At 43.7% G+C, this 15,461-nt stretch carries 19 protein-coding genes and 1 other RNA gene; 7 read left to right on the top strand and 13 right to left on the bottom strand.

Translation table 11 applies throughout. The features are described 5' to 3' along the window. The first annotated feature begins 132 nt into the window (after positions 1 to 132). Entirely contained in the window at positions 133 to 459 is a 327-nt protein-coding gene (locus DXA18_RS01975) for a hypothetical protein (RefSeq protein WP_118382452.1), read from the top strand. A 78-nt stretch (positions 460 to 537) separates the two neighbouring features. On the opposite strand, the gene DXA18_RS01970 is transcribed toward DXA18_RS01975, so the two are convergent. The 6 genes from DXA18_RS01970 to DXA18_RS01945 form a co-directional block, all read right to left on the bottom strand. Beyond that, positions 538 to 1,071, bottom strand: a complete 534-nt coding sequence (locus DXA18_RS01970) for a DUF3877 family protein (protein WP_118382451.1) — start codon at positions 1,069 to 1,071, stop codon at positions 538 to 540. A 23-nt stretch (positions 1,072 to 1,094) separates the two neighbouring features. After that, on the bottom strand, positions 1,095 to 2,120 hold the full coding sequence (locus tag DXA18_RS01965) for a threonine aldolase family protein (RefSeq protein ID WP_118382450.1): 1,026 nt from the start codon (positions 2,118 to 2,120) through the stop codon (positions 1,095 to 1,097). A 43-nt stretch (positions 2,121 to 2,163) separates the two neighbouring features. Further along, the gene (locus DXA18_RS01960; protein WP_118382449.1) at positions 2,164 to 3,372 is read right to left on the bottom strand and encodes a threonine/serine ThrE exporter family protein; all 1,209 of its coding nucleotides are present in this window, start codon (positions 3,370 to 3,372) and stop codon (positions 2,164 to 2,166) included. Positions 3,373 to 3,395: 23 nt separating this feature from the next. Beyond that, positions 3,396 to 4,754: a sodium-dependent transporter gene (locus DXA18_RS01955; RefSeq protein WP_118382448.1), complete on the bottom strand. Its 1,359-nt coding sequence runs from the start codon at positions 4,752 to 4,754 to the stop codon at positions 3,396 to 3,398. Positions 4,755 to 4,899: 145 nt separating this feature from the next. After that, positions 4,900 to 5,325, bottom strand: coding sequence for an Hsp20/alpha crystallin family protein (locus DXA18_RS01950; RefSeq protein ID WP_118382447.1), 426 nt, complete (start codon positions 5,323 to 5,325; stop codon positions 4,900 to 4,902). A gap of 155 nt (positions 5,326 to 5,480) precedes the next feature. Beyond that, complete coding sequence (locus DXA18_RS01945; protein WP_118382446.1) at positions 5,481 to 5,966, bottom strand: DUF2798 domain-containing protein; 486 nt, start codon at positions 5,964 to 5,966, stop codon at positions 5,481 to 5,483. 149 nt (positions 5,967 to 6,115) lie between these two features. Here DXA18_RS01945 and DXA18_RS01940 point away from each other — a divergent pair, with 149 nt between their 5' ends. Beyond that, positions 6,116 to 7,024 (top strand): LysR family transcriptional regulator, encoded by a 909-nt coding sequence (locus tag DXA18_RS01940; protein WP_118382445.1) that lies wholly within the window; start codon positions 6,116 to 6,118, stop codon positions 7,022 to 7,024. An 81-nt stretch (positions 7,025 to 7,105) separates the two neighbouring features. Here DXA18_RS01940 and DXA18_RS01935 read toward each other — a convergent pair whose 3' ends face one another. The 7 genes from DXA18_RS01935 to DXA18_RS01910 all read right to left on the bottom strand — a co-directional run bounded on the left by DXA18_RS01935 (position 7,106) and on the right by DXA18_RS01910 (position 11,610). Next, positions 7,106 to 7,774: a DUF169 domain-containing protein gene (locus DXA18_RS01935; protein ID WP_118382444.1), complete on the bottom strand. Its 669-nt coding sequence runs from the start codon at positions 7,772 to 7,774 to the stop codon at positions 7,106 to 7,108. A gap of 41 nt (positions 7,775 to 7,815) precedes the next feature. Continuing rightward, positions 7,816 to 8,634 carry a DUF169 domain-containing protein gene (locus DXA18_RS01930; protein ID WP_118382443.1) on the bottom strand — a complete coding sequence of 273 codons (819 nt, stop codon included), beginning with the start codon at positions 8,632 to 8,634 and terminating at the stop codon, positions 7,816 to 7,818. 18 nt (positions 8,635 to 8,652) lie between these two features. Beyond that, positions 8,653 to 9,387 (bottom strand): amino acid ABC transporter ATP-binding protein, encoded by a 735-nt coding sequence (locus tag DXA18_RS01925; RefSeq protein ID WP_118382442.1) that lies wholly within the window; start codon positions 9,385 to 9,387, stop codon positions 8,653 to 8,655. Positions 9,388 to 9,433: 46 nt separating this feature from the next. Continuing rightward, positions 9,434 to 10,099, bottom strand: coding sequence for an amino acid ABC transporter permease (locus DXA18_RS01920; RefSeq protein ID WP_118382441.1), 666 nt, complete (start codon positions 10,097 to 10,099; stop codon positions 9,434 to 9,436). A gap of 65 nt (positions 10,100 to 10,164) precedes the next feature. Continuing rightward, positions 10,165 to 10,368 (bottom strand): hypothetical protein, encoded by a 204-nt coding sequence (locus DXA18_RS17585; protein WP_442873202.1) that lies wholly within the window; start codon positions 10,366 to 10,368, stop codon positions 10,165 to 10,167. Between the two features lie 83 nt (positions 10,369 to 10,451). Further along, positions 10,452 to 11,006, bottom strand: coding sequence for a transporter substrate-binding domain-containing protein (locus DXA18_RS16495; RefSeq protein WP_330424355.1), 555 nt, complete (start codon positions 11,004 to 11,006; stop codon positions 10,452 to 10,454). A 145-nt stretch (positions 11,007 to 11,151) separates the two neighbouring features. Continuing rightward, positions 11,152 to 11,610, bottom strand: coding sequence for a ferritin-like domain-containing protein (locus DXA18_RS01910; RefSeq protein ID WP_118382440.1), 459 nt, complete (start codon positions 11,608 to 11,610; stop codon positions 11,152 to 11,154). Between the two features lie 335 nt (positions 11,611 to 11,945). On the opposite strand from DXA18_RS01910, the gene thiS reads away from it, so the two are divergent. The 5 genes from thiS (at position 11,946) to ssrA (ending at position 15,233) form a co-directional block, all read left to right on the top strand. Then, the gene (gene thiS, locus DXA18_RS01905) at positions 11,946 to 12,143 is read left to right on the top strand and encodes a sulfur carrier protein ThiS (RefSeq protein ID WP_118382439.1); all 198 of its coding nucleotides are present in this window, start codon (positions 11,946 to 11,948) and stop codon (positions 12,141 to 12,143) included. 58 nt (positions 12,144 to 12,201) lie between these two features. Beyond that, entirely contained in the window at positions 12,202 to 12,978 is a 777-nt protein-coding gene (locus DXA18_RS01900; RefSeq protein ID WP_118382438.1) for a thiazole synthase, read from the top strand. Positions 12,979 to 12,996: 18 nt separating this feature from the next. Further along, positions 12,997 to 14,223: a 2-iminoacetate synthase ThiH gene (gene thiH / locus DXA18_RS01895; RefSeq protein ID WP_118382437.1), complete on the top strand. Its 1,227-nt coding sequence runs from the start codon at positions 12,997 to 12,999 to the stop codon at positions 14,221 to 14,223. Next, complete coding sequence (locus tag DXA18_RS01890) at positions 14,210 to 14,812, top strand: thiamine phosphate synthase (protein WP_118382436.1); 603 nt, start codon at positions 14,210 to 14,212, stop codon at positions 14,810 to 14,812. Before thiH ends, DXA18_RS01890 begins: the two co-directional genes overlap by 14 nt. Before the next feature lie 73 nt (positions 14,813 to 14,885). Then, positions 14,886 to 15,233, top strand: a transfer-messenger RNA (tmRNA) gene (gene ssrA / locus DXA18_RS01885). The last annotated feature ends 228 nt before the right edge of the window (positions 15,234 to 15,461 follow it).

The raw sequence follows: 15,461 nt of genomic DNA, 5'->3' as shown, positions 1-15,461 counted from the left end.
CAGTTTTATGATGCTTTTGTGAATTTTTCTTCGCTTTTTCACAATTTTATGGTAGTATATCCGTAGAATCAAAAAAGAAAAGTATTTCAGTTACTCAATCTGAACATACATCTGATAAAGGAGACGATTATTATGAAGTGTCCAATTTGTGGAGATACATTAACCCCTAGCAAAAAGAATCCTGATTACATGCTGTGCCACAGCTGTCGTAAGAAGTTCCGCATTCCAGAAAAACATACCACAGCACCTGCGAAGACCGCACCGGTAAGAACCGAGCCGGCAGTTTCGGATGAGGATGACGATGTAGAATTCCATTTCCGTTATGCCAATATTCCGCCAAAGGAAGTCCGCGAGAAGCAGGAGCGGGAGATGCGCAAAGCATACGATGAACTGCTTTCTATCGGAAAAGAAGAAAAAGAAAAGAAGAGACATGGTTTCTTCCACAGAAGAAAAAAATAAATATACGTTTTCAGGGCTATGATTAATCAAACACTTTTGATTAATCATAGCCCTGTCTGGTTTATAAGTCTTGTATTATTAAAAGTCGAAATCCGCGTAATCTTCCGGCAGAAATCTGTGATAGATAATATGACATCCTTCATTCTTAAAGCAGTAATAATACGGGTCGCCGACACTCTCCGGAAAACGGAGCAGATAATCGAATTCTCCGTTATCAATATTTTCACAGATCACGCCATCCGCATGGCGGTCAAATAACGCACGGATCTGCTCCATTGTCGTGCCATGCTGCCACAGCATTTCTACCAGTTCTTTAATAAATTCATTGGCTCCCATATGTTCATGTACATACTCACTGCCTTCCTCCGGAATACGGAAGCAGAACCTGTCTCCTTTATGCGTAACCGTGAGCATACCAAGCTTCGCAGTCATATCCTCCGGAAAATGTATCAACCTCTCCTGCATGGCATCCACGCTGTCCTCTGCCTCAAATAAATGATTCAGCGAACTCAGCGGATAGTACAATCTGACAGCCTCCTTACGATAGCCGAGCTTTGCCTGTTCTTCCTTCATCAGATCAATCAGATTCTTCTCTAATTTTGAATATCCCATGCTGTATTTCTTCCTCCATACACTTAGATAAGCTCAATTAATGCGTTCAGTTCTTCTTCTGTAGTGCCCCAGCTTGTAGCAATACGCACAACTGTATGGGTCTCATCGTATTTCTCCCAGAAACCAAATCGTGCTTCTTTTTCCAGTTCTTTCTTTTTCTCATTATCCAGAATTACGAAGATCTGGTTCGTCGGAGAATCGATCAGGAACTGATATCCCTTCTCCTTAAATGCTTTTTTCAGCTTTTCTGCCATCTCGATCGCATGTTTGCTGATCTCAAAATACAGATCATCCGTAAACAACGCATCAAACTGTACGCCAAGAAGCCGTCCTTTGGCATTCAATGCACCATGCTGTTTTACCGTAGTAAGGAAATGCTTCGGCATATTTCCATGGGTAAATACAACCGCCTCACCGCACAATGCCCCCACCTTTGTGCCACCAATATAAAACACATCACACAGCTTTGCAATATCCGGAAGCGTTACATCCGTATCCTTACTCATCAGACCGTATCCGAGTCTCGCTCCGTCCATGAAGAGTGGAAGCTCATACGTTTTGCATACAGAAGACAGGGCTTCCAGCTCTGCTTTTGAATACAGTGTTCCATATTCTGACGGATGTGAAATGTACACCATACCCGGACGTGCCATATGTTCATGATTATCATCTGCATAATAATCCTTCAGATACTGTTCCAAATCTCCCGCGTCGAGCTTGCCGTTCACATGTGGAATTGTCAGCACCTTATGTCCTGTATACTCGATTGCTCCCGCTTCATGGAAATTCACATGCCCCGTATCTGCTGCCACTACTGCTTCATAACCCGCAAGCATGGCATCAATTACAATCTGATTGGTCTGTGTGCCTCCGGTCAGAAACTGTACCTGCCCACTGGCAAGTTCACATGCTTTCAGAATCTTCTCTGCCGCTGATGCGCAGTATGGATCAAAGCCATATCCCTTTGCCGGCTCCTCGTTTGTCTCCAGCAGGCGCTCCAGAATCTTCTTATGAGCTCCTTTATTATAATCGCATTCAAATGATAACATCTGTATTCTCCTTTCCGATTTTTTCTTCTTCCTGATACTTTTATTATTCTTTTTGTTTGTGTACATATTGACTGGCAACATCTACCAGCAGAAAGCCCAATGCTATAGCAAGGCAGGTTGTTGCAAGCGTGATTGCCTGCTGATTTGCCATCGCATAATCTCTCTGCTCAATCCCATACATCATATAGAACAGGTTTGCCCCAGGCACCACAGGCAAGATAGATGTTGTCAGAAAAATGGTTGCCGGTGCCCGATGGTATCTGGACATGATAAATGCATAGGCTGCTACCACAGTTGCCGCTACTATCGTGCAGATAAATGTATCCCCATGCAGATACTGTGCAATCAGATATGCACCCCAGGTCATGCTGCCACCAATCCCAACATAAAATGCCTGCTTATCGGCTGCCTTGAATAACCACGCAAATCCCATACTTGCAATGCCACAGGATATCAGCTGTGCCGGCACACTGGGTGTCAAACACATTTCATACATTTCTCCCCGAAATAATATCATTGCAAGCCCCGCACCGCAGGCAATTCCCACAGCTCCGACAAAAGCATGAATGATATTCAAAAATCCGGACAGATATGCACGGCTTACCAGATCCCGAAGTCCGTTCGCAACGCACAGACCACTGATCAGTACCATGCTGAGTCCCAGGCATGTACGATCAGGATGATTGCCTAACCCCAGATGATATGCTCCAAATATCCCTGCCGTAGCCACAAACGACACGATTAGATTATAAGCGACCAGATTATGCTCTTTGCGTTTCAGACGCCGTCCAAACCACACCAGTACCAGAACAGTAACCACAATTCCTACAAGTGTATCTTCCAGATCACATCCAAAATACACGCCAAATCCAACACCTCCCATAAGGGAAGCCAGGTACTCAATATACGCCGGCTGTTTCTTGCGGCTCATCACCTCATCATACTTCTCCTGAATCTCTGCAACAGACGGCTGGTTCCTGCAGATATAGCGGGAAAGATTATTCAGATAATCCAGACGATCATAGTTAAATCCTGTCCTGTGAACCCTACGCACCTGCGTAATAAACGTTCCGTCTTTCGATCTGATCGTCACCTGGATATTACTCTGAATCGCGAACACACTACACTGCCCAATATCGTAGCTCTCCAGCATACGATACATACTATCTTCAACCCGATCTGTCTCCGCGCCGCTCTTGATCATCTCCTTACCTATATTAATGATCTCATTTAACAGCAATTCATAATCCATGCTTGTTTATACCTTTCTGTTACTTATCCAATTAATCCCTGAACAATAATAATCAGGATCAATATCGGAAGTATAAACTGGAAGTATGGTTTCAGCCACTTACCAAAACGTAATCCAGTTCCCTGATTACATTCATCCAGATATTTATCAAATCCCCATCCCATCTTAGTCACACAGAACAGCAGATAGATGAGGGAACCAATCGGCAAGAGCAGGTTGCTGACAATAAAGTCCTCGCTGTCCAGCACATCTCTTCCTCCGATCAGATGGAGATTGCTCCATACATTATACCCAAGTACACATGGGATACTGGCAACAAGTACGATCACACAGTTGATCACAGATGCTTTCTTACGTTCTATGCCAAACATATCCATGCTGAATGAAATAATATTTTCAAATACTGCAATAACAGTAGAAAAGCTTGCAAACACCATAAACAGGAAGAACAGTGCTCCCCATACGCGTCCGCCCGCCATATTTACAAATACATTCGGAAGCGTCACAAAAATCAGTGACGGACCTGCATCCGGCTGTACTCCATATGAAAAACATGCCGGAAAAATGATCATACCAGCCATCAGTGCTACAAATGTATCCAGTCCGCAGATGCTTGCTGCCTCTCCCGGAAGGGTGTGATCCTTAGACATATAACTTCCGAAAATTTCCATTGCTGCAATTCCAAGGCTCAATGTAAAGAATGCCTGATTCATCGCAGCGGTTACCACATTACGGATGCCGACTTCCTGAATCTTGTCCACACTTGGAACCAGATAAAACTTCAGTCCTTCTCCCGCACCTGGAAGCACCAGGCTGTGTACTGCCAGTACCAGGATCAGTACCATCAGTGCCACCATCATAAACTTACTGATCTTCTCCAGACCATCCTGCAGTCCCTTAGAACATACAAAGAAACCAGCCACAACAGATACTGCCATCCATGCGCCCATCTGTCCCGGTGATGCAAGCAGTCCTCCGAATGCTGCTCCTACCTGATCTGCATTCATCCCCGGCTTAAATTCTCCTGTCAAAAATTTAAAAAAGTAGCTGATCATCCAACCGCATACCGTTGTATAATACATCATCAACACATAACACCCAAGGATGCAGAACCATCCGTGAATATGCCATTTGCTTCCAGGCTTCTCAAGCGCCTTGTAACCCATAACCGCACTTTTACGACTCGCACGTCCTACCGCAAGCTCCATAGTTAATACCGGAAGTCCCATGCTTACCAGGAAAATCAGATATAATAATACGAAAAAACCTCCTCCGTTCTGTCCTGCCACATATGGAAATCTCCATACATTGCCGATACCGATCGCACATCCTGCGCTGACCAGCAGGAAGCCCAGACGGCTCTTAAAGCTCTCTCTTTTCATTGATTCTCATTTCCTCCAATTCTTTCTCTTTTTCGTACCGCCCATTATAACACATTCCCGCAAAAAATGGCACAAAAAATGGAGACCGGAATCTCCGATCTCCATCTGTGATAAAGCACTCATTGTACAAACTTTCCGAATCCCATTACTCAATGGTAATAAACTTCGGCTCTTCTTCGACTTTCTTGATCTCTTTTGGCACGATCAGCTTCAGCACTCCATCATTAAATGCTGCCTTGATATCCTCCTGCGTCAGATCCTCACCTACATAAAACTGTCTGCTGCAGGTGCCGGTATAACGCTCCTTGTGGATACATTTGCCTTTGGCTTTCTTCTCCTCATCCGTCTCATTATCATGAGCAGTGATCGTCAGATAACCTTCCTTCAGATCAGCCTGAATATCAGACTTGCTGTAACCCGGAAGATCCATCTCAATCAGATAATTGCCATCTTTCTCGTAAATATCAGTCCGCATTACCTGCGTCTCTGTGCGCTCCTGGCTGCGTCCATAAAACGGATCGCGAAACATATTATCAAATAAACTGTTATAACCTCTGTTAGCCAATACCATAAAGCATCCTCCTCATCTATAGCTATCGGGATCTTCGTCCCTCAAGTGTGTTTGTTTTATTTGCTATATATATTATATAACACACTTTGTTAGCACTGTAAAGAGATGAGTGCTAATTTAATTATAAACTTTCTATAAACCTAATATTCTATAAATTACTCCGCAAGTACGGTTCCTACCGGAAATGCCGTACGGAATACTTTTCTCACAAGCGGTCCCGCAACGATCAGCTGAAACGGCAACGCCATAATAAAGTTCTTCGGAATATTGGTCAGCCAGATGATTGGCAGTGCACTCCACTCTCCTGATCTCACACAGGCTTCCACTCCGCCATAAAATGACATGATAATTACCATCGGAACTACCATACAGCAAGATACTGCAATCACTTTTTTCATCGTACTGCTGTCCGGGTTTACCAGAAAACGGAATGCAAATCCTTTTGCCGGCCCAGATACTACAAACCAGTCACACAGCATCGCAAAGACATAGGCGATCGGGAATCCAAGCCACGCTTCCTTTATCGTCTCCACATTCAAAATTCCCATATGTAATGTTACATTATAAATACTCATCCACAACACCATCGTAAAACACATCATAATCGTGTAAATCAAACTTTCTCTCTTATGCATCGGCATATCATTTTCCTCCTGTCATTCTTATTGTCTTTCAGATACAATCAAACATTTTACAACAGAATGCTTTGTATTAGAATTCAAAAAATGCTATTATTAATAACAGAATCGAATTAATAATAATTCATTTTGAGTTTTTCAGGAGGTATGCAATGACAATATTTCAAATAGAATGTTTTCTGGCTGTAGCTGAGCACCTGAACTTCGCCAGGGCTTCCAGACAATTAAATGTCTCTCAGCCAGCCATCACCAGACAGATTCATACTTTAGAAGAAGAACTGGGCACTCAGCTTTTTATCCGCAGCACAAGAATGGTACGCCTCACAGAGAACGGACGTATCTTCCAGTCAGATGCACAGCTTATGGTTAATACTGCCAGACGTTCCATCCAGCGTTTTGCCAGTCAGGATGAGTCTAAGATCATCGATTTTCACATTGGCTGTGCCAATCCATTACATATGGAACTACTTTCTAATACACTGGAACAAATGAAAGATATTTATCCTATGCTCCACCCAAAGGTTCTCATTCTTCCGGAAACACATTTTCCAGATGCCCTGAAACGTGAAGCTTTGGACGTTACTGTGGGATTCCATGCTCCCGGCGTCAAAGATTCTCTTCATTATAAAGAATTGTGCCGCCCACGCTTTGCCTGTCTGTTCCGGGACACACTCCCGCTGAGTCAGAAGAAGCAGGTTACCGCAAATGATCTGAACGATTATGCTATTATTCTATACGATCCGGGTGTAATCTCCCCAACCGTCTACAACGGACAATGGGAATTTGCAAAGAACAAGAAACCATCCCAGTTATATTACTGCGAAACAACAGAAAATGCGCTTCTTCTGGCCGATGCAGGATATGGCGTGACACTGCTTCCAGATATCCGCCTTCCTGCACATCAGCACCTGACGAAGCGCACTCTCTGCAGTAATGATATATATTCTTTTGGATTATATTATAAATCTTACCGGACCAAGCCTTACTTGAAAGACTTTATCCGGCTACTACATGATGATACGGCTGCATTTTCTTCTGACGCAGAAAATGCACAGGATTAAAAACCATATTCTCTAAACACTATCAGGGCATCTTCTTTCCCGATGCCCTGATAATTTTTCAAGTTTCTTCATATATCTTTCTTACACACTACTTGCTTTCATAACTCCGTCTGCAACATAACGAAACATATGCGCCGGCATCCCGACTCCCAGTTCTCCGAAATCGCTGGCGGTGGATGTTCTGGCTCCACAACACATAAGTGACAGATTCAGATCGTTTCTCATAAATGGCTTCGATGTCATATCACTGCACATCGCACCATTTCCCACGCTTATAAATGGCTGAGGCACTCCATAATGATATGTATATCCCTCTACAACATGCATGATCTGTTCTGCCATTCCAATAATGATTACCACATCCGCTTCTTCCATCTCAGCAAGCGGTCCTATCTCCAACCCATATATTTTCTGTGGAATTGGCATTGTATTCTTACAAACTTCACGGGCAATTCCAAGATCAGAATATAATCCGCAATGACTCATAAGCTGTCCTGAATGCATCCGCTCTGATTCCTCCCGCATCCCTGTCAATTCCGGTCCGCTGCTGCAAGTAAAATTCTCAGACACTACTTTCGTTCTTTTTCCGTGAGTAGCCCTATTAACAAATCCACATAAACGTGTTTTTATTCCGGCTTGTTCTGCTGAGCATGCATCGTAATCCTGTTCATATACCAGGAATCGGATTCCCACGATCTCCCGTTTAAGCTCTAATTTTTCTGATATGCTTTTTATTCTTTCCTGTTCCATATTCTTCTCCGATTTATCAGACTTTGTATCTTTGTCTGCATCTACTCTCTGTTAACCGCACGTTCACATTCATCGCAATATTTATCATATTCAGACGCCTGTGTTCCATAATCGTAATTCATTATGATTTCAAATCCAAGTTCTTCCGGATATTCCAGTCGTTCTAAAAGTTCTTTTTTAGGACGGTTATTCTCTGTATGATTAACCGTTTCAAGTACACCATTCAATACGCTTTGCAACATATGGACTGGCATGGAAATACCCATTTCGCCACTTCCATACTTGCCTGATTTTCTTGCACATGTACTTAACAGCGACACATTCACATCGTTATTCATAAATGGCTTGGCAATCAGCTCATTGCAAATGCCATTATTCGCTACCGCGATTACATTTTTTGCTACGCCGTAATATTTCGCATAGCCCTGCATGACTCGCATAATGTCTTTCGCGGTTCCGATCACAATTGCCAGGTCAGCCTCTCCCATCATCTCTATCGGTGCAATTTCTATACCATATATCTTTTGTGTAATACACTGCTTATTTGCGCTGATCTGTCTGGAAATCGCCAGACTCTCATAACGTCCATTCCGATAGTCTTCCCTTCCGGTACTCACATCTGCCGGAATCTCGCGAAGTCCTACCGCATATGCCGCATTCATGCACTGGAAATTATCTGCTTTTGCTTTCACCCGCATTCCATTTCCCGCTTCCCGCACCATGCTGCATATTGACGTATGATCCACTTCCACTGCCCGGCAATCTTCATATTCTTTTTGCATCACAAGAAACCGGACACCTACAATCTGTCGTGCCAGTCCAAGGGCTTTATGTGCCCTCCTCACCTGCAATTCATACATATCTCTTCGAACCTCCACTTACACAATTTTTTCCAGAAATTTTCTGGTACGTTCGTTCTTAGGATTCAGGAATAGCTCTTCCGGTGTTCCTTCCTCTACAATACGTCCCTCATCCATAAATATAATCCTGTCAGCAATCTCTCTTGCAAATTTAATCTCGTGCGTGACGATAATCATCGTCCGTCTATGCTCATTTGCCAGATTACGCAATATGTCCTGGATGCCGGACACGAGCTCCGGATCCAGTGAAGAGGTCGGTTCATCCAGCAATATTACCTTCGGATTCACAGCCATTGCTCTTGCAATCCCCACTCTTTGCTGCTGTCCACCAGATAATCTGGACGGATACTCATCGACTTTATCAAGCAGTTCCACCTGTTCCAGATATTTTAACGCTTTTTCTTTTGCTTCTTCTTTTTTCATCTTTTGTACAGATGTCATAGGAAGCATTACATTCTGCAAAACTGTTTTATTCTTAAACACATTATAATTCTGAAATACCATAGAGCTCTTCTGCCTCAGTGCACGTATCTGCTTTTCGTTTTTCTTCTGAACATTTAATATCACTCCATCAATTTCAATACTGCCCTGTTCTGGAAATTCAATACAGTTCAGGCATCGCAAAAATGTAGACTTTCCCATCCCCGATGGACCGATAATCACAACTACTTCTCCCTGTTCTGCAGTAAAATTTATTCCTTTCAGCACATGAAGTTTACCAAAACTCTTGTGCAAATCTTTTACTTCGATCATCCTATATCTCCTTCATATACCCGCATTGAATCTTATATCTTAATGATTACAAATGCTTGCAGATCCGTACTTCCATTCGTTTTAAAATCCGGTTAATCAACACAAGCATTCCCCAGTACACAATACCTACTGCGATATATGCTTCCATAAATCTCAGCGAAGAACCACCAAGAATTTTAGCTTGCGAAAGCATTTCGATCACACCGATTGTAAAACCAATTGCAGTATTCTTGACCATACCAATGAATGAATTTCCAAGTGACGGAAATGCTGCAATAAAAGCCTGTGGCAAAATAATCTCCATATACATAGCAATCGGACTCATGCCGATAGATAACGCAGCCTCTTTCTGTCCTTTATCAACCGACATTAAACCACCCCTGATTGTCTCAGCAATAAAAGCAGAAGAATTCATAGCAAGCGAAATAACCAGCGTCACGCTTGCCGGCATCCCTCTCATAAATGTAAAGATCTGCGGAAGTCCAAAATAGAAAATAAACAACTGCGTGATATACGGTGTTGACCGAAAATATGAAATATATAACCCTGCTATATACCTCAATACTTTATTTTTAGATGTATAGCATATCTCCAGAATCATACCCAGCACAAAAGCAAAGAAAAAAGAAATCAGTCCTAAATACAGCGTATATGGAATCTTCAACAAAAGAGCCGGAAAACAGGAACAGAAAAATTCAACATCAAATCTCATAATCGATCTCCTTACTTATTACACAAATAAAGGTAGCCTTAAAGACTACCTTTATCATTTACTTACTACTCTTCAGTAATCTGTGTCACGTCACGTCCATAGAATTTTTCTGAAAGCTTGCTAAGTGTTCCATCATCCTGCATTTCCTTAATGCTCTTATTAATCGCTTTGATAATCTCTGGATCAGCATCTTTTGCAAATGGCCATGCCTGATAATCTACGATGATTGGATCTCCAATCAGTTTAAAGTCGTATTCGCCTTTTTCCATTACTGAATCAAATGACAATTCTGTAATTGGAAATGCGTCAAAATGTCCTACTTTAAGTTCTTCATATGGACTTCCTGTAGTTTCTACACATTCAATCTGTTCATCTGCTGAGTGTTCTGAATTATATTTGTCAAAGAAGTCCTGAAGTACTGTTCCAAACTCAATACATACCTTTCTTCCCTGAGGCCATCAATTGACTCTGCCGGATCATCAGCACGTACACACATTCTGATAGAATTCTCTGCGTATACATCTGTAAACTGATATGTCTCTTTTCTTTCATCTGTTACAGATACCTGACCAACAATAGTGTCATACAGTCCACTGTCAACTCCACCAAACATAGTGGTATAATCATCGGACAGCTCCCAGTTAATCGCAATGTCAGCTCTCTTACATACTTCTTTTAAAGCCTCAACTTCAAATCCTGTCAAATTGCCATCATCGTCTGTGTAGGAAATCGGATAGAACGAACCGGTTGCAACAACTGTAATTTCTTTATCCGAAGATTCATCCTTTGCATCTGCAGTCGTCTCTTTTTTCGTTTCCTTGGTGTCACTGTCACTTTTTGCTCCACATGCAGCCAGGCTAAATACCATTGCGGCAGCAAGAAGCATGCTAATTGCTTTCTTTTTCATAATTCCCTCCTCATTTGTATCGCATATATCTTATGCCATTCTATCCTCCTTCGGTAGTTTTGTCCAATTGATAATCCCTATATATCATAGGGTTTATTCATTTCATCTATATATCACTCTTGTACGCTATATTTTCTGGGCTTTTTCACTTCATTCCATTCACCATTTTATACTTATACAGCATTTCTGCATGATTCTGTTCTTCTACCTGAATGTCCGCCAGCAGCTTCCTGACTTCTGTATTTCCAAACGCAAATACGTTAGTATTATATTCTCCTGACACCAGTTTTTCCGTTCCAATACAGTCCGTTGCAAGAAATGCATCCTTTGTTTTTTCTTCCGGTGAACTCATGGCTGTATATGTCGCTTTCGGTTCATAATCACGCCCTGCCGTGTCGTTGCAGTCACACGACGGTACTGTGCCTTTCAAGACTCTTCCGAGTGAATCGTAATGCTCTCTTTCTTTACTCTGCAATGTCTGAAACAGCTTCTTCAACTCAGGATCCTTTGCCTGCCCGGCGTACATTCCGTATTTCTCAATACAGCTTTTCTCCTGTGTCTGTAAATCCTCAATCGTAGTGCGTTCTTTTTCTGATAATATCATGGTAACTCCTCCTTGTATTTTATGAACAATGGTAGTATGACTCCATTTTTTCTTCTTATTCCATGGCGACCGTATTTTTCCAGATTTGGTGACAAAATGTTTGACATCCCGCCAAAAACTCCGTATACTTTTGGTTAGTAAAACCGAATATGTTTTATCGGCATACGATTGATTTTGAGATTGAACAGGAGTTCATGAAGGGGTGCACCACCGCGGGTGTATTCTTTTGTGGACTCTTTTTTTGTAACGTCTCAGAGCCATGCAGATTTACAGCGTAATCGAGACAGGCTCTGAAACGTCGCAACGAATTAACTCTCTCAGGAAAGGAGCGCACTATGATCACTGTGAACGGAAAGAATGTAGAACTTCCACATCCAATGTCGGTTGCTGAATATCTGGAAACGAACCAGTATTCGGCTGGCCGCATTGCGGTAGAGTTGAATCACAAGATTCTGTCCAAAGCGCATTTTGCAGATACCATGCTCACCGAATGCGACACATTGGAAATTGTAACATTCGTAGGCGGTGGCTAACCTGCCTTCAGATGAGCAAACCAACATCAATATTATTCACGAAAGAAGGTTATTTATTATGAATCAGACAACTGACAAATGGTCACTGGGCGGTCACGAATTTACCTCCCGCTTTATCCTTGGCTCCGGCAAATTTTCGCTGGATCTGGTAAAGGCATGCGTTGAAAATGCCGGAACCGAAATCGTTACCCTGGCTATCCGCCGTGCAAATGAAGGCGGACTTGCTAACATCTTGGATTACATTCCGGAAAATGTTACCCTGCTGCCAAATACTTCCGGTGCAAGAACCGCAGAGGAAGCTGTTCGCATTGCAAAGCTTTCCAGAGAGCTTGGCTGCGGTGATTTTGTAAAAGTAGAAGTTATCCATGACTCCAGATATCTGCTACCGGATAACTACGAAACTATCAAAGCTACCGAGATGCTGGCAAAGGAAGGATTTACTGTTATGCCTTACATGTATCCGGATTTGAATGCTGCAAGAGATCTGGCCAATGCAGGTGCTGCCTGTATCATGCCTCTCGGCGCTCCGATCGGATCTAACAAAGGTCTCTGCACCAAGGAATTTATCCAGATCCTGATCAACGAGATCGATCTTCCGGTTATCGTAGATGCAGGTCTTGGCCGTCCGTCTCAGGCATGTGAAGCAATGGAAATGGGTGCAGCAGCTATCATGGCAAACACAGCTATTGCAACCTCAGGAGATGTTGCTCTCATGGCTTCTGCTTTCCGCGACGCTATCATTGCCGGACGTAATGCTTATCTCGCAGGTCCTGGAAGAACTCTGGATCGTGGTGCAAGCGCTTCTTCACCACTGACCGGATTCTTACACGAGTAAGTCAGGAGGGAGAGCATTATGAAAGAACATGCAACAGAAGAACATTTGAACGAAAGTATTCTGAACGAAGAAATTCTGGAAGATCAGAAGAAAAACCGTATTGACCACATGACCTACCTGCCAGGTATGGAGGATCCAGGTTCTGACATTATGGATCAGGTGGTGGAAGCATCCAAAAACTATGACTATGACAGCTATACGGCTGCTGATGTGCGCCGGGCACTGCAGGCAGATCCGGTAACACCGAAAGACTTTGCCGCACTCCTTTCCCCTGCTGCACTTCCATTTCTGGAAGAGATCGCACAGGCTGCGCAGCGCGAGACCAGAAAGCACTTCGGCAACAGCGTTAATATGTTTACGCCACTGTACATTGCCAACTACTGCGAGAACTACTGCATTTACTGCGGATTTAACTGTCACAACAAGATTCGCCGTGCGATGCTTAACGCAGAGCAGATCGACATGGAAATGGCTGCCATTGCCAAATCCGGACTACAGGAAATCCTGATCCTGACCGGAGAGAGCCGTGTCAAATCTGACGTCAAATACATCGGCGAGGCATGTAAGATTGCAAGAAAATATTTCAAAGTCATCGGATTAGAAGTCTACCCTATGAATTCCGATGAATATGCTTACCTGCACGAATGCGGAGCCGACTACGTAACCGTATTCCAGGAAACTTACAATTCCGACAAATACGAAACACTCCACCTCGCCGGACACAAGCGTATCTTCCCATATCGTGTCAATGCACAGGAACGCGCACTGATGGGCGGCATGCGCGGTGTCGGATTCGGTGCTCTCTTAGGGCTGGATGATTTCCGCAAGGACGCATTTGCCACAGGCTATCATGCATGGCTCCTGCAGCGCAAATACCCACATGCCGAGATTGCATTTTCCTGTCCGAGACTCCGTCCAATCATCAACAATGACCGGATCAATCCGATGGATGTACACGAGGCACAGCTGTTGCAGGTTGTCTGCGCATACCGGCTGCTGATGCCATTTGCAAGTATCACTATCTCTACCAGAGAATGTGCCCGCGTAAGGGATAACCTGGTGCAGATCGCGGCTACCAAAATTTCTGCCGGAGTCAGCACCGGAATCGGTGAACACGTCGATGAGATTGAAGAAAAAGGAGACGACCAGTTCGAGATCTCTGACGGAAGAAGCGTAGATGAAGTCTATCAGGCGCTGGTTCAGAATCATCTCCAGCCGGTCATGAACGACTATGTATACGTCTAAAGAAATGCAGGTTGTCGCAGTCACGAACCGCAGTCTCTGTCACAGGCCATTTCCGGAACAGCTGGAAATGGTCTGTCAGACACATCCTGCGTTTATCATTCTGCGGGAAAAAGACCTGCCGGCACAGGAATATGAAAAACTGGCGGCACAGGTGCTGGAGCTCTGTCACTCCTATGAAGTACCATGTGTTCTCCACACCTACCCGGATGCCGCACGGGCACTTGGCTGCACTTCTATCCACCTGCCGCTTCCACTTCTCCGAACATATGCACATGAACTAAATGATTTTACACAGATCGGTTCTTCTGTACACTCCGTCGAAGATGCTATGGAAGCAGAGAGACTTGGCGCGACTTACGTAACCGCCGGACACGTCTATGTCACAGACTGTAAAAAGGGGCTGGCACCTCGGGGACTGGACTTTTTAAGAAATGTCTGTAAGAGCGTATCCATCCCGGTCTATGCCATCGGCGGAATCCAGTTGGATGCTGATACTCACACAATTGCACCGGATCAAGCTGCAGAAATCGCCTCCTGCGGAGCAAAAGGTGGATGTATCATGTCAGGAATGATGCAGTTTACCCCTTGACATTCTCCCTTCCACTGCGTATAATGAACTATACGCAAAAGAACATCTGCCTAATCAGTACACTTTTATATTCGGGCTTGTACTGGTTTCGACGGGGGTTTAGAAGTTCTGGAAGCCATCCGTAGTGGGACACTACGTTAAAAGTTCTATTTAAATTTAAACGCAGATAATAATTTAGCGTACGCTGCCTAATTTGGCAGCAGTCGGCCTCGGGTCATCCGCTGCCTGAGTCACCGGCTTCAACGAGGCGGAGCACTTCGTTCCCAAAGCTTTGAGGGAATGGAAGACTTTATGAAGCTACTGAAGTTTTCAGCCTGTCATTAGGCGGGAGACGGAGGGAATGTCAGTATAATGACTGTGATGGGAGATGCCGGAATGGAAGGGCTTTCGGACGCGGGTTCGATTCCCGCCAGGTCCACTAAGACTGAACAAGACAAACTCGATATGCGATCCCTGTTCAGTATAACAAAATGATAACGGTACTGTGTATGATAATCATATACAGTGCCGTTATTTTTATGATATGATGCAGATATGAGCAAGCTCATGTGGATTTAGACCTTTTGACCCTGGCATCATTATATTAAACAGGACTGCTTTATCCTCTTGCGTCTTGCTGCCAGATGTGCTATATTGAACATACAAAGAG

It is taken from the genome of Dorea sp. AM58-8, assembly GCF_003464045.1.
In the GTDB taxonomy this organism is placed as follows: domain Bacteria; phylum Bacillota; class Clostridia; order Lachnospirales; family Lachnospiraceae; genus Claveliimonas; species Claveliimonas ammoniilytica.
The sequence above is the reverse complement of the archived record's forward strand: the minus strand, read 5'-3'. Positions and strand labels throughout refer to the sequence as shown.